A 19,618-nucleotide genomic window follows, 5' to 3' on the forward strand; every position below is an offset into this window, starting at 1 on the left:
CCAGGAGTTCCCGATGCGTGAACGGTCCGGCGCCGGGCTCGGTCTGGCACTGCTCTCCGCGATCACGTTCGCCACCTCGGGCACCTTCGCCCGACCGCTGATCACCGGCGAGTGGTCGGCTGTCGCCGTGGTGATCGCCCGGGTCGGCATCGCCGCGCTGGTGCTCGCCGTCCCCGCCGTGCTGGCGCTGCGCGGCCGGTGGGCGGTGCTGCGCCGCAACGCGGTGAGCGTCGTGCTGTTCGGGCTGCTCGGCGTGGCCACCGCGCAGGCGTGCTTCTTCAACGCGGTCCGCTACCTCCCGGTCGGCGTGGCGCTCCTGCTGGAATACCTCGGCATCGTGCTCGTGGTCGGATGGATGTGGCTGGTCCACGGGCAGCGCCCCCGGCTGCTCACGGTGGCCGGCTCGGTCACCGCCCTGTGCGGGCTGGTGCTCGTCCTCGACCTCACCGGCGCAGGGCGGCTCGACCCGGTGGGCGTGCTCTGGGGGCTCGGCGCGGGCGTCGGGCTGGCCGGATACTTCGTCATCGCCGGCCGGATCGACGCGGGCCTGCCCTCGGTGGTGATGGCCAGCGGCGGCATGGCCGTCGGCGCGCTGGCGCTGCTGCTGCTCGGCGGCATCGGAGCGCTGCCGCTCGCCGCCGGCACCGCCGACGTGAGCTTCGGCGGGCATCGGGTGAGCTGGCTGGTGCCGATCGCCGGGCTGTCGCTGATCGCCGCCGTGGTCGCGTACCTGGCCGGTGTCGCGGGCACCCGGCTGCTCGGGGCGCGGCTGTCCTCCTTCGTGGGGCTGACCGAGGTCATGTTCGCGGTGCTGATCGCCTGGCTGGTGCTCGACGAACTGCCCAGCCTGATCCAGTTGGCCGGCGGTGTGCTCATCCTCGGCGGCGTCGCCCTGGTCCGGGCGGACGAACTGCGGGGCACACCGTCGGCGTCCGCGCCGGCCGAACCGGTGCTGGCCGGCGACCGATGAGCGGGCCGCTCGGCGCCGTCGTCTTCGACGCCGACGAGACGCTCGTCGACCTGCGCCCGGCGGTCACCGGCGCGCTCGTCGCCGTACTCGACGAGATGCGGCGGCGGACCCCGGCGGCGGCCGGAGTGGTGCTCGCGGACCTGGAGGGGGACTGGGGTGCGGTCTTCGGCGCGCTCAGCGCCGCCCCGGTGCAGGAGATCCGGCGGGCCGCACTGACCCGTTCGCTGGCCCGGGCCGGGCTGGAGGCGGACCTGGACGAGTTCGCGGCGTTGTTCTTCGCCCGCCGGTACGCGCTGAGCCGCCCCTTCCCGGACGTGCTGCCCGCGCTGGCGGCGCTGCGCCCGCACCACGTGCTGGGCTTCGCCACGAACGGCAACAGCCGCGCCGAACGCTGCGGCCTCGCCGGGCAGTTCGCCTTCGAGTTGTACGCGCACGAGGGCGGCCTGCCCAAGAAACCGGCGCCGGAGTTCTATGCGGCGGTGGTGGCGGCGACCGGGCTGCCCGCCGCGCGCATCGTGCACGTGGGTGACTCGCCCGAGCACGACGTGGTCGCCGCCCAGCAGGCCGGACTGCGCGCGGTCTGGCTCAACCGGGCCGGGCTGCCCCGCCCGCGGGGCCTCGAACCGGACGCCGAGGTGTCCACCCTCGCCGGACTGTCCACGGTGCTCACCACCTTGACGAACGCGAATGCCTAGTTGCCGCCGATAACGGACGTCGATCTGGCGGAACCCGCTCCCGTGATGTGGGATGACACCACGTCCCTCAACGAGAGGATCTGATGTGGTGAGCAAGCGCTTCACCGCCGGCGCGGTCGCGGCTGCGGCCTCGCTGGCACTCACGGTGACCGGCCTGAGCATCCCGGCGAACGCCGCGCCGTCGGAGTTCCGGACCTTCACCGTGCTGGCCGAGAGCGGTGTCTCCGGCGACGCGGCGGTCGCCGCGATCACCGCCGCCGGTGGCAAGGTCGTCGCCCGCACCGACGACGTCGGCCTGTTCCAGGTCACCAGCGACCGGGCGGACTTCGCCAGCCGGGCCACCGCGGCCGGCGCGCTGGTCGGCGCCGCCGAGGAGAAGGCGATCGGCCGCAAGCCGAAGCTGGACCGGGTCGAGCAGGAGCACCTGCTGGCCGCCGCGGCGACCAAGGGCAAGGCCGCCAGGAACAACGGCAAGAAGATGGACCCGCTGGACGACAAGCTCTGGGGTCTGGACATGATCCGGGCCGACAAGGCCCGCAAGATCGAGCCGGGCGACCGCCGGGTCACGGTCGGCGTCCTGGACACCGGTGTCGACGCCAGCCAGCCCGACCTGGCGCCGAACTTCAACTGGGCGCTGTCGCGCAACTTCGCCCCGGACATCCCCGAGGTCGACGGCCCGTGCGAGGTGGCGAGCTGCCTCGACCCGGTCGGCACCGACGACGGCGGGCACGGCACGCACGTGGCCGGCACCATCGGCGCCGCCGCGAACGGCTTCGGCCTCTCCGGCGTGGCCCCGAACGTATCCCTGGTCGAGCTGAAGGGTGGCCAGGACAGCGGCTACTTCTTCCTCAACCCGGTGGTGAACGCCCTGGTGCACGCGGGCCGCTCCGGGCTGGACGTGGTCAACATGTCCTTCTACGTCGACCCGTGGCTCTACAACTGCACCGCCAACCCGGCCGACTCGCCGGAGGCGCAGGCCGAGCAGCGCACCGTCATCGAGGCGATGAAGCGGGCGCTGAACTTCGCCCACCGCAAGGGCGTCACGCTCGTCGGGTCGCTCGGCAACAACCACGAGGACCTGGGCGCGCCGCGCACCGACGTGAGCAGCCCGGACTACGGCGCGGACCCGTACCCGCGGCCGATCGACAACGCGACCTGCTGGGACCTGCCGGTCGAGGGGCCGCACGTGATCGGCGTGTCGGCGGTCGGCCCGTCCGGCAAGAAGTCGGACTACTCGAACTACGGCACCGAGCAGATCTCGGTGGCGGCGCCGGGTGGCTGGTTCCGGGACGGCTTCGGCACCGACACGTACCGCACCGACGCCAACATGATCCTCTCCACGTACCCGAAGAAGGTGCTCCAGGAGGAGGGGTCGGTCGACGAGAACGGCGACATCGTCGCCGGCTTCGAGAACTCGGTGTTCAAGCAGTGCACCGCCAAGGGTGAGTGTGGCTACTACACCTACCTCCAGGGCACCTCGATGGCGTCCCCGCACGTCTCGGGCGTGGCGGCGCTGATCGTCAGCAAGCACGGCAAGAAGGAGGGCCGCAACGGCTACGGCATGGCGCCGAACCTGGTCGAGCAGCACCTCTACCGGACGGCGGCCGAGCACGCCTGCCCGGAGCCGCGGCTGCAGAGCTACACCAACGAGGGCCGGGACGCCGAGTTCGACGCGTACTGCGCGGGCTCGCTGAACTTCAACGGCTTCTACGGCTACGGCATCGTCGACGCCTACGCCGCCGTGAAGACCCCGGTCAAGCCGAACGTGCGACCGTAACGACTGTTTCCCCGAGGTGGCGGTGTCCGGAGTTCCCGGACGCCGCCACCTCGGCGTTCCGGCCCGTGTCACGGCCGCCATCCCCGGGCCACCAGTGCGGCGCGGATCTCCCGGACCAGGGCGGAGAACTCCTTGCGCAGACGGCGGCCGGTCACGTGCAGCACCAGCCAGCCGGCCGCGACGAGCTGGTTGAGCCGCCGCCGGTCGAGATGCATCCGGTCCGCTTCGGAGTGCCACTGACCGTCGTACTCGACGGCGACCCGGAACTCCGGCCAGGCCAGGTCGGGGTGCAGGATCAGGCCGGTCGGCACCCGCACCGGATATTGGGCCACCGGACGGGGCAGGCCGGCGAGGACGAGACGGACCCGCAGGTGGGACTCGGGCGGGGACTGGGCCAGCCCGTCGGTCAGGCCGAACACCCACGCCGCCCGCCGCCCGCCGGGGCGACAGGCGTTCCGGGCGGCCTCGCTCGCCAGTGCCGACCGGTTCACCGAACCGGTACGCAGCAGCCCGTCGACGATGCCGACCGCCTCCACCGGATCGGCCCAGACCGCCGTCTCCCAGGCGCAGGCGGCCGGCTCGGTGCGGGGCGGAGGCCCGGCCAGGATCATCACCGCGCCGGGGGACCCGGTGCCTGCGGGTGGGCTCGAACCGGCGGGCGACCTCGTGCCGGCGGGCGACCTCGTGCCGGCGGGCGACCTCGTGCCGGTGGGCGACCTCGTGCCGGCGGGCGACCTCGTGCCGACGGGTGAGCTGGTTCGCGCGGGTGCGGCGCTGCCCACGGGGACCAGGAGGCCGCTGCGGGTGCTCGACATCGGGGCGTGGTGCACCCGGACCCCCGGCTGGGAGTCGGCCCGGACCGTGGCCGGCAGCAGGACGTGCACGTCGTCGGTGAAGTCGGCGGCGTGCTCGACCCCGTGCAGGTAGGCGGCCGAAGGACCGGCTATCGCCGCGCCCGGTGGCATGCGCAGCAGCGCCGCGCGGCAGGCCAGTGCGTGGTCGCGGTCGAGCCGCGCGTCGGCGTAGACGTCCTGCCGGAGCCGGATCCAGGACGAGCCGCGCAGGTGATGCCGGGACAACAGCCCGCGCCGGATCGCTTCCGAGCCCCGGAAGACCTGCCAGGCCAACTCCGGTGGTCGATGAGGATGAGGTGGCATGTGACGAGCGTGGCGGCGTGCAGGTCGAGATCGGTACCCCTGTGGACAGCCGCAGCCGCGCCGCCCACCGCACCCTGTGGACAACCCCCACCCGGCCCTGTCCATGTGCTAAGGCCCTCGACTTGCGCATGATCGACTCCACTTCGGGGAGGTGGCGGTATCCGGGCCGCTTGATGCAACCGTTTCGCCGAGCTGGCGTGAGGGCATGCGGGGGTCAGGAGAGGGCGGCGGCGACCGCCTCGGCGGCGGCGGTGACCTGGGCGCCGACGTCGGCCACGTCGAGCGGGGTCAGCGACACCACCCCGACGCTGCCCTCCAGGCCCGGCACACCGAGCACCGGCGCGGCCACCCCGTACGCGCCTGATTGAAGTTCGCCGCTGGTGCTCACCGGCCCCGGATCGCCGGCCCGCCCGGCCAGCACCGCCCGGCCGGCGGCGCCCCGCTCCAGCGGATGCCGGGTGCCGGTCCGGTACGCCACGTGGAACGACGTCCAGCTCGGCTCGACCACCGCGAGCGCGACCCCCTCACCGCCCTCGACCACTGTCAGGTGGGCGGTCGCCCCGGTGCCCTCGGCGAGCCGGCGCAGCGCGGGCAGCGCGCCCTCGGCCAGCAGCGGCTGGGCACGGCGGGCCAGGTGCAGCACGCCCACGCCGATCCGCAGGCGGCCCTCGCCGTCGCGCCGGAGCATCCCGTGGCCGGTCAGCGCGCCGACCAGCCGGTAGACGGCCGCCCGGCCGATGCCCAGCCGGTGCGCCGCCTCGGTGACCGTCAGCCCGCCCGGCGCGTCCGCGACCAGGTGCAGCAGCCGCAGACCCCGGTCCAGGGTCTGTGCCGTCTCTCCCGTGCGCGCCGCCGTGTCCACAGCACGCAGCGTACGACCCGGCTCCGGCCAACCCGGAAATGTGCGGACGGCTACCCTTGTGAGGTGACGCTACGCCTGTATGACACCGCCACCCGATCGGTGCGGGACTTCGTCCCGCGGGAAGCCGGCAAGGTGGGGGTCTACCTGTGTGGTCTCACGCTCCAGGCCCCGCCGCACATCGGCCACCTTCGCTCCGGCGTCAACTACGACGTGCTGCGCCGCTGGCTGGTGAGCAAGGGCTTCGAGGTCACCTTCATCCGCAACCTGACCGACATCGACGACAAGGTCCTGGCCAAGGCGATGGAGCAGGACCGGCCGTTCTGGTCGATCGCGTACGCGAACGAGCAGATCCTCACCGCCTCCTACCGGGCGCTCAACGTGCTCCCGCCCACGTACGAGCCGCGGGCCACCGGGCACATCCCGGAGATGCACGAGCTGATCGCCCGGCTGATCGAGACCGGCCACGCCTACCCGGCCACCGACGGCTCCGGCGACGTCTACTTCGACGTGGCCTCCTGGCCCGCGTACGGTTCGCTGTCCGGCCAGTCACCGGCGGACATGCAGCCCGCCGGTGACGCCCCCGACCGCGGCAAGCGCGACCCGCGTGACTTCGCGCTCTGGAAGGGCGCCAAGCCGGGCGAGCCGGCCGACGCCTACTGGCCGTCGCCGTGGGGCCGCGGCCGGCCCGGCTGGCACATCGAGTGCTCGGCCATGTGCTGGCGCTACCTGGGCCCCGAGTTCGACATCCACGGCGGCGGCCTCGACCTGACGTTCCCGCACCACGAGAACGAGATCGCCCAGTCGCAGGCCGCCGACCTGCCGTTCGCCCGCTACTGGGTGCACCACGGCCTGCTCGGCATCGGCGGCACGAAGATGGGCAAGTCGCTCGGCAACACGCTCGACCTCGACTACGTGGCCTCGCTCGGGGTCCGCCCGGTGGAGCTGCGCTACTACTACGTGGCCGCGCACTACCGGTCCCGCATCGACTACTCCGAGGACGCGTTGCGCGAGGCCGCCGTGGCGTACCGGCGGATCGAGGGCTTCGTGCAGCGGGCGACCGAGCGGGTCGGCCCTGGCCGGCCCGGCGACCTGCCGGCCGGTTTCGTGGCCGCGATGGACGACGACCTCAACACGTCGGCGGCGCTGGCGGCGCTGCACGAGGTGGTCCGGGACGGCAACACCGCGCTCACCGCCGGCGACGATGTGACCGTCCGCACGACGCTGGCCGCCACCCGGGCGATGCTGGATATCCTCGGCGTCGACCCCCTGGACCCGGCCTGGACCGGCGGCGGCCGCACGGACGACCTGCGCGGCGTGGTGGACTCCCTGATCGCGCTGGCTCTGGAGCAGCGCGCGCAGGCCCGCGGCCGCAAGGACTGGGCTGCCGCCGACGCCGTACGCGACCAGCTCAAGCAGGCAGGCGTGGTCGTCGAGGACACCCCCCAGGGCCCGCGTTGGACTATTGGAGAGCAGGACTGATGGCCGGCAACTCGCAGCGCCGTGGCCGGCGACTGACGCCGAAGGCGGGCGCCCCCAAGGGCACCGGTGGCAAGAACAAGGACTCGCTCGCCGGGCGGGGCCGCACGCTGCCCGCCGACGAGCGGCCCTGGCACAAGGCGTACTCGGGCACCGAGAAGCTGCCCCAGCGCACCGCCTGGAAGCAGGACAAGGAGCGCCGCGCCGCCGCCGAGGAGGGCCGCGCGCCCAAGATCGGTCAGCCCGGCACCAAGGACACCACCTGGGGCAAGGGCGGTGGCCGGGGCACGCCCACGACCAAGGGCCGGGGCGGCAAGCCGGCCGGCGGCCGGGGCGGTCCCCGGGTCGCGCCGGGCCGCAAGGCCAACCCGGCGAAGGACAGCCCGGAACTGCTGGTCGGGCGCAACCCGGTGCTGGAGTCGTTGCGCACCCAGGTGCCCGCGACCGCGCTCTACACCGCGCAGGGCATCGACATCGACGACCGGGTCAAGGAGATCGTCCGCACCGCCGCCGACCGCGGCATCGCGATCCTGGAGGTCAGCCGCGCCGAGCTGGACCGGATGACCGGCGGCGTGCTGCACCAGGGCGTCGGCCTCCAGGTGCCGCCGTTCGCCTACGAGCCGTTCGACGACCTGGTCGCCGCCGCGCTGGAGCAGGCCGCCCCGCTGCTCGTCGCGCTGGACGGCGTCACCGACCCGCGCAACCTCGGCGCGGTCATCCGGTCGGCTGCCGCGTTCGGCGCGCAGGGTGTCTTCGTACCCGAACGGCGTGCCGCCGGGATCACCGCGACCGCCTGGCGGACCAGCGCCGGCGCGGCCGCGCGCGTGCCCGTCGCCCAGGTCACCAACCTGACCCGGTCGCTCAAGGCCTGCAAGGACGCCGGCTTCGTCGTGGTCGGCCTCGACGCCGACGGGCAGACCGACCTGTACGACCTGGAGGCCGCCGTCGGCCCGCTCGTCGTGGTGGTCGGCTCGGAGGGGCGCGGGCTGTCCCGCCTGGTGGGGGAGACCTGCGACCTGACCGTCAGCATCCCGATGGTCTCCGACGTGGAGTCGCTCAACGCCAGCGTCGCCGCCGCGGTCACGCTGGCCGAGGTCGCCCGCCGCCGGTCCGTCGAGGTCTGATCGAGAGTACGAAGAAGGGGCGGTCCGCCGTGGCGGGCCGCCCCTTCTCGCGTACGTAGGTCAGATCCGCTGGCCGGTGGTGGCGTGGAAGACGTGGCTGCGGCCGGTACGCGGCTTGACGAACACGGTGTCACCCATGTTCGGCATGCTGCGGCGGTCGGTGCGGACCACGAACCGCTCGTTGTGGCCCTCCAGCGCGGCGTGGCCGTAGACGTTGGCGTCGGAGCCGAGGTCCTCGACCAGCTCGACCACGACCGGCATGCCGCCCTCGGACGGGCTGACCAGGTCGCAGTCCTCCGGACGGAAGCCGACGGTGACCTTGCCGTCGCCGCCCTCGGAGCGGGCCGCCTCGACCTGCTCGCGGGTCAGCGGCACGATCATCTCGGCGAACGCGCCGCCCTGGTCGGTCAGCTTCACCGTCTTGATGTTCATGGCCGGGGAGCCCATGAAGCCGGCGACGAAGACGTTGGCCGGGGTGTCGTAGAGCGCCCGCGGGGTGTCCACCTGCTGGAGCACGCCGTCCAGCATGACCGCCACCCGGTGACCCATGGTCATGGCCTCGACCTGGTCGTGGGTGACGTAGACAGTGGTGACGCCCAGCTTCGCCTGCAGCGAGGCGATCTGCGTACGGGTCTGGACGCGCAGCTTGGCGTCGAGGTTCGACAGCGGCTCGTCCATGAGGAAGACCTGCGGCTCGCGGACGATCGCGCGGCCCATGGCGACACGCTGGCGCTGACCGCCGGAGAGCGCCTTCGGCTTGCGGCTGAGGAACTCCTCCAGCTGGAGCAGCCCGGCCGCCTCCTTGACCCGCCGGTCGATCTCCGACTTCGAGGTCTTGCGCAGCTTGAGCGCGAACGCCATGTTCTCGTACACCGTCATGTGCGGGTAGAGGGCGTAGTTCTGGAAGACCATCGCGATGTCGCGGGCCTTCGGCGGGAGGTGCGTGACGTCGCGGTCGTCGATGTAGATCGCGCCGTCGTCGACGTCCTCCAGGCCGGCGAGCATCCGGAGGCTGGTGGACTTGCCGCAGCCGGACGGGCCGACCAGGACGAGGAACTCCCCGTCACCGATCTGGAGGTCGAGCTGGTTGACGGCGGGGCGCTCGGTGCCCGGATAGATCCGGGATGCCTTCGCGTAGGTGACCGTAGCCATGATGGAGCGCTTCCTTTCACCGGCAGGAACGTGCCGGACGATCCGAGTGAAGGAGCGACCGGTGCCCAAGGCACCGGCCAACGGGGTCGTCGCTCAGGCAGCCGAGGCCGGCCGGAGTGTCGTCCGCGTCACTGCACGGTAAACGGCTTTCGCGATCGTGCCAAGACGTGGCGCGTCGGATGGGACGGACGGCATACGCATAACGGTCAGGAAGGCACTGCGAGGCATCAATCTCCCGGCTCGTGAGCGTTGCCGGGCGATGATCCATCGGCCGTACCGGTCGGGATACCGACGTTTTCCGTGCTCGGGAGCCCTGCGAGGCGGGATTTCCGGGGCTCAGTCGCTATGCTGAGCCCGACGCACGCGCCCCTGTAGCTCAGCTGGCCAGAGCACTCGCCTTGTAAGCGAGATGTCGCCGGTTCGATCCCGGCCGGGGGCTCCAATTCCACAAGGCGTTCCGGTCCGATGCCGCGGGACGCCTTGCTCCGTCTGCAGCCACATGACGGTGCACGCGCGAGGGGTCAGGCGGGCCCACGGGCGTCGGCCCCCGCGGGCTGCCAGAGCTGGACCATGTTGCCCTCTGGATCTCTGAGGTTCGCGAACCTGCCGTTCGGATACTCCTCGGGGTCCACCTCGACGTCGATGCCCGCATCGCGCAGTTGGTCGACCATCGCGTCCAGGTCGACGACGCGGAAGTTGAGCGACCAGGAGTGCTCGGGACCGCCGAAGTGCTCGGAGTCCGCCGGCATGGCCGCCAGGACGGTAGGACCGGGTTTCTGCCACCAGGAGGACACGTCGTAGGACTCCGGTGCCAGTTCGACACCGAGGTGGGTGGCGTACCAGCGGTTGATCCGGTCGGGGTCGTGGGCGCGGAAGAAGACGCCGCCGATGCCCGTCACGCGTTCCACGATGTCTTCTCCCCGCTAGGCGCTGTCCGTACCCTCGTCGACGTGGCTGAGCCCTGCCGGCTTCAGGGTAGAGAGGACGCCGCATTCTGACGAGCAGCCGGGCCGGAGAGCAGGCACCGGGTTTGGGCCGCCGGGGGTTGTGCAGGTCCGGCCACCGACTCGCCGTCGCCGGATATCGATTGTCTGCTCGGGGTGCCTGCGGAACCCTCTCCGCATGATCGAGACACGCGTCCTCGGCGAGGACGACTGGAAGGTGTGGCGGGAGCTGCGGCTCGCCGCGCTCGCCGAGGCCGGGTACGCCTTCGGCGCCCGCCTGGCGGACTGGCAGGGCGACGGCGACCGCGAGGAACGCTGGCGCGGGCGGCTGGCCGTCCCCGGGTCGTACAACGTCGTGGTGCTGCTCGACGGGCAACCGGTCGGGATGGCGAGCGGGATGCCGACCGACCACGACGGGGTCGTCGAGCTGATCTCGATGTACGTGGCACCCGGGGGACGCGGCCGGGGCGTGGGCGACCACCTCGTGCGGGCGGTCGAGCAGTGGGCCCGGCGGGCGGGAGCGCGGACGGTGCGGCTCGCCGTGGCGGAGGGCAACCCGAACGCGTGGGCCCTGTACCTGCGCACCGGCTTCCGGGAAACGGGCGAGGTCGGCGGCCTGATGCCCGACGACGTGCGCCGCGAGCACATCATGACCAGGAGCCTCGTGGACGAGTCGTAGGGACGCGAGGCGCTAGGCTGACCAGCGATGAGTCGCGCGGTCGAGGAGTCCAACCGGGCGATGCTGCGCGCCCGGGACGCGATGGACCGGGCGTACGCGCAGCCGCTCGACATCCCCGCGCTGGCCCGGATCGCGCACGTCTCGGAGGCGCACTTCATCCGTACCTTCCGGGCCACCTTCGGCGAGACGCCGCACCGCTACCTGCAACGCCGCCGGGTGGAACGCGCCATGTACCTGCTGGTGCGCACCGACGAACCGGTCACCGAGATCTGCCATCTGGTCGGATTCGGCAGCCTCGGCACGTTCAGCCGGACGTTCCACGGCATCGTCGGTGAGTCACCTTCGGCCTACCGGCGCCGCAAGGCCACGCCGGCCGACGTCCCGAGCTGTTTCACCAAGGCCTGGATGCGCCCGAGCGCCACCGCGGGACTGCGCACTTTTGGATAAGCAGCAGGCCGGGACGCTGCTCTAGCGTCGTGGGCATGACGATGACTTCGACTTCCCGCTCCCAGATCTACGTGCTCGACCAGGACGAGGCGCTCGACTTCTACGTGGGCAAGCTCGGCCTGGAGGTCAGCACCGACCAGGATCTCGGCTTCATGCGCTGGCTCACCGTGAACGTGCCGGGCGACCCGGGCCGGGAGATCCTGCTGGAGAAGCCGGGCCCGCCGGCGCTGGACCCGAAGACGGCCGAGCAGGTCCGGGAGCTGCTCACCAAGGGCGCTGCCGGGGGTTTCCTGTTCTTCACCACCGACGACGCGCACAAGACGTACGCGGACCTGGTCGCGAAGGGCGTCGAGGTGACCGACGAGCCGACCGACCGGCCGTACGGGATCGACTTCGGCATCCGCGACCCGTTCGGCAACCGGATCCGGATCGGCCAGATGCACCAGGGCCGGTGAACGGCGCGGCGGCGGGCTAGTCTCGCGGTCCCCGACCGTGGAGGTGCCGATGCCCAGCCGCCTGCTCTACCTGGTCCGTCACGGCGAGCAGGACCGGCCGGAGGAGGAGGCGGACACCGGCCTGTCGGAGCGGGGCCGGCGGCAGGCGACGCTGCTGGGCGAGCGGCTGCGCGGGGCCGGGCTCACCGCCGTACACCATGGGCCGGCCCGCCGGGCCGCGGAGACCGCCGCGCTGGTCGCGGCGTCGCTGCCGGGTGTTCCGGTACGCGAGGACGACCGGGCCGGCGACCACATGCCGCACGACACCGACCCGGCCGGCATGCCCGAGCGGTACGCGGAGTTCCTGGCCGCGTTCACCGAGCGGGAGCGGCGCGACGGGCCGCGCGTGACAGCGGAGGCGGTGGCCCGGTTCGCCGCCGCCCCCGCAGAGGGTGACGTACGCGAGCTGGTCGTCACCCACAACTTCCTGGTCGCCTGGCTGGTGCTGCACGCGCTGGAGGCGCCGCCGCACCGGTGGATCGGGCTCAACCAGCAGAACTGCGGGCTCACCGTGATCCGCTACAGCTCGGGCGGCCCGCCGACGCTCGTCGCGCTCAACGACGTCGCCCACCTGCCGCCCGAGCTGCGGGCCACCGGTCTGCCCGACGACTACCGGTTCTGACCGGCGCTCAGGGGATCAGCTTCACCACGGCGTCGGCGACGGCGCGGGCGGACTGCGGGTTCTGGCCGGTGACCAGGCGTCCGTCGACGACCACGTGCTCGGTGAAGTCAGGCGCCGGCACGTGCTGCGCGCCCGCCTCGGTGAGCTTGTCGGCGAGCAGGAACGGCACCTCGTCGGTGAGGCCGACGGCCGCCTCCTCGCTGTTGGTGAACCCGGCCACCCGCTTGCCGGCGATCAACCGGGAGCCGTCGGTGAGGGTGAGGTTCACCAGCGCCGACGGGCCGTGGCAGACGGCGGCCACCACGCCGCCGCGCTCGTAGACCGAGCGGGCGATCCGGGCCAGGTCGGGGTCGTCGGGAAAGTCCCACATGGTGCCGTGGCCGCCGGCGAAGAGGATCACGTCGTACCGCTCCGGGTCGACGTCGGCGGCCTTCGGGGTGTCGGTGACGCCGGCGGTGGCGAGGAAGTCGTTCTGGGTGGTGTCGTTCTCGTCCCGCCCGTCGACGGGCGGTTCGCCGCCGGCCACCGACGCCAGGTCGACGTCGTACCCGGCGGCGCGGAACACCTCCCACGGCTCGGCGGCCTCGCCGACGTAGTAGCCGGTCGAGCGGCCGGTTCGGCCCAGCTCGGAGTGACTGGTCAGGGCGATGAGTGCGCGAGTCATGCCTTCCATGCTGGCCCGGTCGCCGGTCCACCGGCCATAGGCCGATGTCACAGCGACAGCGGGTTTGAGAGCCGGGTCAGCCGGTGGCGCGGGTGAGCAGCTCGACCACCTCGGCGGTGACGGCCGGCGGCCGGGCGGCGGGCCCGCAGTCCACGTACCCGCTCTCGGCCGGGCCGACGGTGAGCCGGTAGGTGAACCCGTCGGCGCAGTTGTCCGGGCCCTTGGTCTCGGTGGCCTCGGTGGCCAGCCGGGGGTCGGTGGCGAGCTGTCGCAGCCGGGCGAGGTCCGTCTCGGCGAGCCTGCCCTCCTGGGAGGCGCCGGTCCGGTCGGTCCTCGTCCAGTGGCCGTCCGGCCGCACGGTGACGGTGTCCTTCACCCCGGCGATGCCGCCCGACTTCTCGAGCACGACCTCGGTGGCGGGCAGCGGCGAGGGCCCGTCCGTGATGACGGGTGGCGCGTCGGCGCGGGCGCAGCCGGCGAGCGGGAGGAGAAGGGCGGCGACGGCCGCCGCGGCGGAGGCAGCTCTCATACCCGATCGGACGCGCGACGGGACCACCCGGTTCCGGCCCACCGGTCCTCCTCATCCGTTCGGTCAATGTCTCCGGCGAGATCTCGCCAGCCTCTTTCACGTTCTTCGATGTATCGCTATATCTACATCAGTGACTACCCCCGTCACAACTTCGCCTTCCAGGAGGGCCCGTGAAAAGATCCGTCGCCGCCGTCAGCGCAGCGCTGCTCACCAGCGGCGTGCTGGCCTGCGTCACCACCTCGGCGCAAGCGGCAGCGCCAAGCGCCTCCAGCCCCGAGACCTCGGCCGCAGCCAAGGCCGCGAGCCTGCTGCGCGCCAACCCCGGCGTCGTCCAGGGCGCCGGCGGTGAGGCCTATCAGGCCGTCCGCACCAAGGTCGACCCCTCCGGGGCCGCGCACACCCGGTACAGCCGGACCTACCAGGGTCTCCGCGTGTACGGCGGTGACTTCGTCATCCACACCGCCCCGAACGGCACCATGACCAGCGCATCGGTCAGCCTCTCCGCCCCGCTGACCCTGGGCACCACCGCCAAGGTCGGTGCGGACGCGGCCAAGGCCAGCGCCCGCAAGACGTTCTCCGGGTCGCTCACCTCGGTCGGCGCGCCGGAGCTGTTCGTCGACGCCAGCAGCGGCAAGGGCCGGCTCGCCTGGGAGACCGTCGCGACGGGCTGGAAGGCGGACAAGCAGACGCCGTCGAAGCTGCACGTCATCACCGACGCCACCACCGGCAAGGTGATCGGCTCGTACGACGAGATCGAGACGGTGGCCGGCACCGGCCAGGGCATCTACACCGGCTCGGTCACCATCGACACGACGCTGAGCGGCAGCACGTACCAGATGATCGACCCGGTACGCGGCAACGGCCGTACCTGCGACATGAACAACGGGACCTCCACCTGCACCACGTTCACCGACGCGGACAACGCGTGGGGCAACGGCGCCACCTCGAACCGGCAGTCGGCCGCGGTGGACGCGCACTTCGGCGCCGCCAAGACGTTCGACTACTTCAAGAACGTGCACGGCCGCAACGGCATCTTCGGCAACGGCCAGGGTGTGCCGAGCCGGGTGCACTACGGCAACAACTACGTCAACGCGTTCTGGGACGGCTCCCAGATGACCTACGGCGACGGCTCGGGCAACTCCCGCCCGCTGGTCTCGCTGGATGTGGCCGGGCACGAGATGAGCCACGGCGTCACCGAGGCGCTGGCCGGGCTGGTCTACTCCGGTGAGTCCGGTGGCCTCAACGAGTCCACCAGCGACATCTTCGGCAACATGGTGGAGTTCTACGCCGCCGCGCCGAGCGACCCGGGCGACTACCAGGTCGGTGAGAAGATCAACATCAACGGCAACGGTACGCCGCTGCGCTACATGTACAACCCGTCGCTGGACGGCTCGTCCGACTCCTGCTGGTCCACCAGCACGAAGAACAAGGACGTGCACTACTCCTCCGGTGTCGGCAACCACTTCTTCTTCAACCTCGCCGAGGGCACCGGCGCCACCGCGTACGGCACCTCGCCGGTCTGCGGCTCGGCCCCGGCGGTGACCGGCATCGGTCGCGCCAAGGCGGAGAAGATCTGGTACCGGGCGCTCGACGTGTACTTCACCTCGAACACCTCGTACGTCAACACCAGCAACCCGGCCAACACCGCCCGCGCGTACACCCTGCGGGCCGCGACCGACCTGTACGGCAACTGCTCCACCGAGTACAAGACCGTCCAGGCGGCGTGGACCGCGGTGAACGTGGCCGGCAACGACGCGCCGTGCAGCTCCACCGGCAACGACTTCTCCGTCTCGCTCTCGCCGACCTCCGGGTCGGTCACCGCGGGTGGATCCGCCTCCGCCACCGTCGCCACGTCCACCACCAGCGGCACCGCGCAGACCGTGACGTTCTCCGCGTCCGGCCTGCCGACCGGCGCCACCGCGTCGTTCAGCCCCGCCTCGGTGACCTCGGGCGGCTCGTCCACGCTCACCGTCTCCACCAGCTCCAGCACCCCGGCCGGCACCTACTCGGTGACGGTCACCGGCAGCGCTGCGTCGGGCACGAAGTCCGCCACGTACTCGCTGACCGTGAGCAGCGTCGGCGGCGGCTGCACCGGCGCGGGTCAGAAGCTCGGCAACCCCGGCTTCGAGTCCGGCAACACGGTCTGGGCCACCACCTCCGGCGTCATCGGCCAGTACGGCTCGCAGGGCCAGCCGACCCGCACCGGTACGTGGAACGCGTGGCTGAACGGCTACGGCAGCACCCGCACCGACACGCTGTCGCAGTCGGTGAGCCTGCCGAGCGGCTGCTCCGCGTACTCCCTCTCGTTCTGGCTGCACATCGACTCGGCCGAGAGCACCACCAGCGTCCAGTACGACAAGCTGAACGTGCAGGTGCTCAACTCGTCCGGCTCGGTGCTGGCCACGCTGGCGACCTACTCGAACCTGAACAAGGCCAGCGGCTACAGCCAGAAGTCGTTCTCCCTGGCGGCGTACGCCGGGCAGACCGTCACGCTGAAGTTCACCGGCACCGAGGACAGCTCGCTGCAGACCTCGTTCGTGATCGACGACACCGCGCTCAACGTCTCCTGACCTGACCGCCGATCCCGGGGCCCGGCGACCACCCACTCGGGTGGTAGGCGGGCCCCGCCCGTTACGGTCGGACCCATGTCCGACGCGGAACTGACCGTCACCCTGGACGGCCCGGTGGCAACCGTGGTCATCCACAACCCGGCCCGGCGCAACGCCATGACCCCGGCCATGTGGCGGCAGCTCCCGGTGCTGCTCGACGGCCTGGAGGCGGACCCGGCGGTACGGGTGCTGGTGCTCACCGGCGCGGGCGGCACGTTCTGCGCCGGCGCCGACCTGGGCGACCTGGACGAGCTGCTGGCGGCCGGTGACGGCAGCATCGCGGTGGCCGCCGAGGAACGGCTCGCCGCGTTCGGCCGCCCCACGGTCGCCGCGATCGAGGGCGCCTGCGTGGGCGGCGGCTGCCAGCTCGCCGTCGCCTGCGACCTGCGGCTGGCCGCGGCCGACGCCCGGTTCGGCGTACCCCCGGCCCGGCTCGGCCTGGTCTACCCGGCGCCGACCACGCGGCGGCTGGCCGCGCTGGTCGGCCCGTCCGCGGCCAAGCACCTGCTGTTCACCAGCGAGCTGGTGGACGCCGAGCGGGCGCTGCGGATCGGCCTGGTCGACGAGGTGCTGCCGGCCGGGGAACTGGCCGGGCGGGTGGCGGCGCTGACCGCCACCGTCGCCGAGCGGTCCCGGCTCACCGTGACCGCCGCCAAGGAGATCGTCGACGGCCGCGCCGACGCCGAGCGACTGGCCTGGTGGCACGCCCAGGTGCGGGGCAGCGGCGAGGCCCGCGAGGGGGTGGCGGCGATCAACGAGCGCCGCCCGCCGCGCTTCGGCTGGACCCCGCCCGCCACGCGCTGACCGCCGTTTGACCGGCATTCCCCGATGGGTACGTTCCGGCCGTCGAGCGGGGGCCATCGTGGACGGTGATTCGGAACGTCGGGAGATCAAGCGGGGACGCCGCCGTGTCCGGCTGCTGCTGGTCGGCACGGTGTTGACGTTCGCGCTGGCGTCGGTGCTGGTCGGACTGATGGCGGACGGTGCGTTCCCGAGCAGCTGGCTGGAACGCGGTGACCCGCCCGACTGGGTGGAGGTGACCGGTCTGGTTCTCGTGGTGCTGGGTCTGGGGCTGGAAATCGTCGCGCTGGTCCGCATGGTCCGCAGCGGCAGCCACCGGGCCGACCGCGAGTCGCGGCTGTGGGCGGTCAGCTTCCGCCGTCGCCGGGAACTGGTCCGGGCCGTCCGGCGGGGCGTGGTGGACTCCCCGGACGACCTGCCCTGGCTGCGCACCACCGCCGAGCAGTTGATCCGGCAGCGGAGATTCGTGCCGTTGCTCGGCGGTCTGGTGACGATGAACCTCGGCCAGTTGCTGCTCAGCCTGGCGCCGATCTGGTTCGTCCTGTTCGGCGTCACGGTGGTGATGTTCGCGCTCGCCTGCGGGCAGATCCTCCGGGACGCGCCCCGGGCCGAGGCGTTCCTGCGGGAACACCCCGGCGATCCGGCGGTCAGCGTGCCGACCGGCTCCCGCTGACCTGGGCCAGCAGTTCGTCCACCGACCACTGGTCGGAGGCGTGTTCGCCGTGCTTCGCGGCGAGCACCCGCCCGTCGGGGGCGATCAGGAAGTCGGCCGGCAGCCCGAGCCGGCCGCCGTGCGGCGTGCGGGACGGCAGTCGCTCCCGGCCGCGCAGGACGTGCCAGGTGCCGGTCACCACGGCACGCAGGATCGGCAGCCAGGCGCGCGGGTCGAGCAGCGACCGTCGCGCCGACTCCACCCCGAACTCCCGGTAGAGCCGCCGGTCCGGATCGGCCACCACGGCGAACGGCAGATCGGCGACGTGCTCGCGCAACTCGTCGGCGGGGGAGTGGAAGAGCACCACCTCGCGTACGCCGGCCGCCTCGATCTCGGCGTGCCGGCGGACGATCGAGCGCAGGTGGAGGTTGCAGACCGGGCAGCCGGCGAAGCGGCGGAACTGGAGGTGGACCAGGCGGTCCGGGTCCGGCAGGGCGACCTGGGCGCCGGTCACGCTGGTGAGGTGGCGAGGGGTGACGACGTCCATGCGCGCTCCCGTTGTAGGCGTACGACGTACTCCTACAACCGTAGGCGTATCTTGTACGCTGTCAAGGCCATGCCCCGTCCCCGTTCCCTGACCCACGCCCAGCTCGCCGACGCGGCGCTCGCGGTGCTCGACCGGGACGGCCTCGCCGGCCTCACCATGCGCGCGGTCGGCGCGCAGCTCGGCACCAGCACGATGGGCCTCTACCGCTACGTCGCCGACCGCGACGAACTGGAGGCGCTCGTCGTCGAGCGGGTCCTCGACCGGGTGGACACCCGCCCGCCGCTCGACGCCCCGTGGCCGGACGGCATCCGGGAGCTGTCCGGCCGGGTACGCCGGGCGGTCGGCACCCATCCGGCCGTCGTCCCGTTGCTGCCCGCGCACCGGCACCGCTCACCGGCGATCCTGCGCTGGGGCGAAGCGGTGCTCGCGGTGCTGACCCGGGCCGGCTTCACCGGCACCGGGCGGGTGATCGCGTTCCGCGCCCTGCTCGGCTACGTGATCGGCGCGATCCAGATGGAACACCTCGGCGCGCTGGCCGGGCCCGGCACGGCCGTCATCGCGGCGTTGCCCCGCGACGAGTTCCCCCTGCTCGCCGAGACCGCACGGGCGGCCGGTGCGGTCGCACCGGAGGACGAGTTCGGTGGCGGGCTGGACCTCCTGCTCGACGGGCTGGCCCGGCGTCTCGGCACCTAGGGCATGGTGGGACCGGCGGGCGCGGCGCCGGGGCGTACCCCCGACACCGCCCCCTGTGCCCGCCGGCCGTCCGTCACCGCGCCAGCGCGGCCCAGCTCGGCGTCACCGGCTCCCGCCGCAGCGGCATGCCCGCCTCGGCCGGGGTCCGGTCACCCTTGCGCTGGTTGCACGCGTAGCAGGCGGCGGTGGTGTTCCCCCAGGTGTTCCGGCCACCGCGCGAGCGGGGCAGGATGTGGTCGATCGTGCTGGCCGCGCCGTCGCAGTACGCGCACTTCCGCCGGTCGCGCGCCAGCACCCCGGCCCGGGACCAGGCCGGGCCGGCGCTGAACCGCCAGCGGGTCACCACGTACCGGACGAGGCGGACCACCCGCGGCAGCGGGAAGACGCCGATCACCCGGTCGGGCTCGGCCTCGTGGATCTCGGCGACCCGGCGGCAGAGCATCCGGATCGCGTGCTTGACGGTGACCCGGTGCAGCGGGCCGAGGTCGGCGTTGATGACGAGGACGGCGTCCACCGGGCTCTCCCTTCACGATCGGCGGTACGGCGACGAAAAAGCCGCCCGGTCCACAAGACCGGGCGGCGACGACGGGGACGCGAGACGCGTCAGTCGTGGCCTCCGGGCCAGGGACCGTGTTCCCGGCAGCCGTCGCCGAGCAGCCACGACGTCTTCGTGGTGGCGTATCGCAGCGACATCGACGGCTCCCGGAACGGTGGCTGACCTTGC

At 72.5% G+C, this 19,618-nt stretch carries 21 protein-coding genes and 1 tRNA gene; 14 read left to right on the forward strand and 8 right to left on the reverse strand.

Annotated features, from left to right (window positions below; genetic code table 11):
- Positions 1–13 precede the first annotated feature (13 nt).
- From ACN27C_RS10425 to ACN27C_RS10435, 3 genes are all read left to right on the forward strand, one after another.
- Positions 14–970: an EamA family transporter gene (locus ACN27C_RS10425; RefSeq protein WP_358174073.1), complete on the forward strand. Its 957-nt coding sequence runs from the start codon at positions 14–16 to the stop codon at positions 968–970.
- Positions 967–1,665: an HAD family hydrolase gene (locus ACN27C_RS10430; RefSeq protein WP_422751038.1), complete on the forward strand. Its 699-nt coding sequence runs from the start codon at positions 967–969 to the stop codon at positions 1,663–1,665. The genes ACN27C_RS10425 and ACN27C_RS10430 overlap by 4 nt, the downstream gene beginning before the upstream one ends.
- 88 nt (positions 1,666–1,753) lie before the next feature.
- Positions 1,754–3,442, forward strand: a complete 1,689-nt coding sequence (locus tag ACN27C_RS10435; protein ID WP_162959292.1) for a S8 family serine peptidase — start codon at positions 1,754–1,756, stop codon at positions 3,440–3,442.
- A gap of 68 nt (positions 3,443–3,510) precedes the next feature.
- Here the strand turns inward: ACN27C_RS10435 and ACN27C_RS10440 are convergent, their stop codons facing one another.
- Together ACN27C_RS10440 and ACN27C_RS10445 are read right to left on the reverse strand one after the other, a co-directional pair.
- Positions 3,511–4,599: a hypothetical protein gene (locus ACN27C_RS10440; protein ID WP_422751039.1), complete on the reverse strand. Its 1,089-nt coding sequence runs from the start codon at positions 4,597–4,599 to the stop codon at positions 3,511–3,513.
- Between the two features lie 214 nt (positions 4,600–4,813).
- Positions 4,814–5,461 carry an IclR family transcriptional regulator gene (locus tag ACN27C_RS10445; protein WP_047891141.1) on the reverse strand — a complete coding sequence of 216 codons (648 nt, stop codon included), beginning with the start codon at positions 5,459–5,461 and terminating at the stop codon, positions 4,814–4,816.
- Positions 5,462–5,524: 63 nt separating this feature from the next.
- Between ACN27C_RS10445 and cysS the strand changes: the two genes are divergently transcribed.
- On the forward strand, positions 5,525–6,940 hold the full coding sequence (cysS, locus tag ACN27C_RS10450) for a cysteine--tRNA ligase (protein ID WP_120572842.1): 1,416 nt from the start codon (positions 5,525–5,527) through the stop codon (positions 6,938–6,940).
- Entirely contained in the window at positions 6,940–8,061 is a 1,122-nt protein-coding gene (rlmB, locus tag ACN27C_RS10455; protein WP_120572843.1) for a 23S rRNA (guanosine(2251)-2'-O)-methyltransferase RlmB, read from the forward strand. Before cysS ends, rlmB begins: the two co-directional genes overlap by 1 nt.
- A 60-nt stretch (positions 8,062–8,121) precedes the next feature.
- Here the strand turns inward: rlmB and ACN27C_RS10460 are convergent, their stop codons facing one another.
- Entirely contained in the window at positions 8,122–9,213 is a 1,092-nt protein-coding gene (locus ACN27C_RS10460; RefSeq protein ID WP_120572844.1) for an ABC transporter ATP-binding protein, read from the reverse strand.
- Positions 9,214–9,578: 365 nt separating this feature from the next.
- Between ACN27C_RS10460 and ACN27C_RS10465 the strand changes: the two genes are divergently transcribed.
- Positions 9,579–9,655: transfer RNA gene (locus tag ACN27C_RS10465), tRNA-Thr, on the forward strand.
- A gap of 79 nt (positions 9,656–9,734) precedes the next feature.
- On the opposite strand, the gene ACN27C_RS10470 is transcribed toward ACN27C_RS10465, so the two are convergent.
- On the reverse strand, positions 9,735–10,121 hold the full coding sequence (locus ACN27C_RS10470; RefSeq protein WP_120572845.1) for a VOC family protein: 387 nt from the start codon (positions 10,119–10,121) through the stop codon (positions 9,735–9,737).
- A gap of 214 nt (positions 10,122–10,335) precedes the next feature.
- On the opposite strand from ACN27C_RS10470, the gene ACN27C_RS10475 reads away from it, so the two are divergent.
- The 4 genes from ACN27C_RS10475 to ACN27C_RS10490 are packed head-to-tail and all read left to right on the forward strand — an operon-like array spanning position 10,336 to position 12,399.
- On the forward strand, positions 10,336–10,836 hold the full coding sequence (locus tag ACN27C_RS10475) for a GNAT family N-acetyltransferase (RefSeq protein WP_422751040.1): 501 nt from the start codon (positions 10,336–10,338) through the stop codon (positions 10,834–10,836).
- A gap of 27 nt (positions 10,837–10,863) precedes the next feature.
- Positions 10,864–11,283, forward strand: a complete 420-nt coding sequence (locus tag ACN27C_RS10480; RefSeq protein ID WP_120572847.1) for a helix-turn-helix domain-containing protein — start codon at positions 10,864–10,866, stop codon at positions 11,281–11,283.
- Positions 11,284–11,318: 35 nt separating this feature from the next.
- Positions 11,319–11,738, forward strand: coding sequence for a VOC family protein (locus ACN27C_RS10485; protein WP_030502816.1), 420 nt, complete (start codon positions 11,319–11,321; stop codon positions 11,736–11,738).
- A 49-nt stretch (positions 11,739–11,787) separates the two neighbouring features.
- Positions 11,788–12,399: a histidine phosphatase family protein gene (locus ACN27C_RS10490; RefSeq protein WP_422751041.1), complete on the forward strand. Its 612-nt coding sequence runs from the start codon at positions 11,788–11,790 to the stop codon at positions 12,397–12,399.
- Between the two features lie 7 nt (positions 12,400–12,406).
- Here ACN27C_RS10490 and ACN27C_RS10495 read toward each other — a convergent pair whose 3' ends face one another.
- Positions 12,407–13,063: a type 1 glutamine amidotransferase domain-containing protein gene (locus ACN27C_RS10495; protein ID WP_233585556.1), complete on the reverse strand. Its 657-nt coding sequence runs from the start codon at positions 13,061–13,063 to the stop codon at positions 12,407–12,409.
- Positions 13,064–13,139: 76 nt separating this feature from the next.
- Positions 13,140–13,592 carry a hypothetical protein gene (locus ACN27C_RS10500; RefSeq protein ID WP_120572849.1) on the reverse strand — a complete coding sequence of 151 codons (453 nt, stop codon included), beginning with the start codon at positions 13,590–13,592 and terminating at the stop codon, positions 13,140–13,142.
- 170 nt (positions 13,593–13,762) lie between these two features.
- Here ACN27C_RS10500 and ACN27C_RS10505 point away from each other — a divergent pair, with 170 nt between their 5' ends.
- The 3 genes from ACN27C_RS10505 (at position 13,763) to ACN27C_RS10515 (ending at position 17,675) form a co-directional block, all read left to right on the forward strand.
- On the forward strand, positions 13,763–16,162 hold the full coding sequence (locus tag ACN27C_RS10505; RefSeq protein WP_422751042.1) for a M4 family metallopeptidase: 2,400 nt from the start codon (positions 13,763–13,765) through the stop codon (positions 16,160–16,162).
- Between the two features lie 75 nt (positions 16,163–16,237).
- A complete protein-coding gene (locus ACN27C_RS10510) occupies positions 16,238–17,005 on the forward strand; it encodes an enoyl-CoA hydratase/isomerase family protein (protein ID WP_422751044.1) in 768 nt (255 codons plus the stop codon).
- 58 nt (positions 17,006–17,063) lie between these two features.
- Complete coding sequence (locus tag ACN27C_RS10515) at positions 17,064–17,675, forward strand: hypothetical protein (protein WP_422751045.1); 612 nt, start codon at positions 17,064–17,066, stop codon at positions 17,673–17,675.
- On the opposite strand, the gene ACN27C_RS10520 is transcribed toward ACN27C_RS10515, so the two are convergent.
- On the reverse strand, positions 17,650–18,201 hold the full coding sequence (locus ACN27C_RS10520; protein ID WP_422751046.1) for a peroxiredoxin-like family protein: 552 nt from the start codon (positions 18,199–18,201) through the stop codon (positions 17,650–17,652). The two genes, ACN27C_RS10515 and ACN27C_RS10520, sit on opposite strands and share 26 nt — an antisense overlap.
- Before the next feature lie 69 nt (positions 18,202–18,270).
- Between ACN27C_RS10520 and ACN27C_RS10525 the strand changes: the two genes are divergently transcribed.
- The gene (locus tag ACN27C_RS10525; RefSeq protein WP_422751047.1) at positions 18,271–18,894 is read left to right on the forward strand and encodes a TetR/AcrR family transcriptional regulator; all 624 of its coding nucleotides are present in this window, start codon (positions 18,271–18,273) and stop codon (positions 18,892–18,894) included.
- A 73-nt stretch (positions 18,895–18,967) separates the two neighbouring features.
- Here ACN27C_RS10525 and ACN27C_RS10530 read toward each other — a convergent pair whose 3' ends face one another.
- Positions 18,968–19,408, reverse strand: coding sequence for an HNH endonuclease (locus ACN27C_RS10530; protein WP_120572855.1), 441 nt, complete (start codon positions 19,406–19,408; stop codon positions 18,968–18,970).
- Positions 19,409–19,618: the final 210 nt, after the last annotated feature.

It is taken from the genome of Micromonospora sp. WMMD1219 (assembly GCF_049315215.1).
GTDB lineage: Bacteria > Actinomycetota > Actinomycetes > Mycobacteriales > Micromonosporaceae > Micromonospora > Micromonospora tulbaghiae.

Coding starts and splice junctions, on each gene's coding strand:
- ACN27C_RS10425 (WP_358174073.1), top strand. CDS start 14: ATGCGTGAACGGTCCGGCGCCGGGCTCGGTCTGGCACTGCTCTCCGCG.
- ACN27C_RS10430 (WP_422751038.1), top strand. CDS start 967: ATGAGCGGGCCGCTCGGCGCCGTCGTCTTCGACGCCGACGAGACGCTC.
- ACN27C_RS10440 (WP_422751039.1), bottom strand. CDS start 4,599: ATGCCACCTCATCCTCATCGACCACCGGAGTTGGCCTGGCAGGTCTTC.
- rlmB (WP_120572843.1), top strand. CDS start 6,940: ATGGCCGGCAACTCGCAGCGCCGTGGCCGGCGACTGACGCCGAAGGCG.
- ACN27C_RS10460 (WP_120572844.1), bottom strand. CDS start 9,213: ATGGCTACGGTCACCTACGCGAAGGCATCCCGGATCTATCCGGGCACC.
- ACN27C_RS10475 (WP_422751040.1), top strand. CDS start 10,336: ATGATCGAGACACGCGTCCTCGGCGAGGACGACTGGAAGGTGTGGCGG.
- ACN27C_RS10480 (WP_120572847.1), top strand. CDS start 10,864: ATGAGTCGCGCGGTCGAGGAGTCCAACCGGGCGATGCTGCGCGCCCGG.
- ACN27C_RS10485 (WP_030502816.1), top strand. CDS start 11,319: ATGACGATGACTTCGACTTCCCGCTCCCAGATCTACGTGCTCGACCAG.
- ACN27C_RS10490 (WP_422751041.1), top strand. CDS start 11,788: ATGCCCAGCCGCCTGCTCTACCTGGTCCGTCACGGCGAGCAGGACCGG.
- ACN27C_RS10495 (WP_233585556.1), bottom strand. CDS start 13,063: ATGACTCGCGCACTCATCGCCCTGACCAGTCACTCCGAGCTGGGCCGA.
- ACN27C_RS10500 (WP_120572849.1), bottom strand. CDS start 13,592: ATGAGAGCTGCCTCCGCCGCGGCGGCCGTCGCCGCCCTTCTCCTCCCG.
- ACN27C_RS10510 (WP_422751044.1), top strand. CDS start 16,238: ATGTCCGACGCGGAACTGACCGTCACCCTGGACGGCCCGGTGGCAACC.
- ACN27C_RS10520 (WP_422751046.1), bottom strand. CDS start 18,201: ATGGACGTCGTCACCCCTCGCCACCTCACCAGCGTGACCGGCGCCCAG.
- ACN27C_RS10525 (WP_422751047.1), top strand. CDS start 18,271: ATGCCCCGTCCCCGTTCCCTGACCCACGCCCAGCTCGCCGACGCGGCG.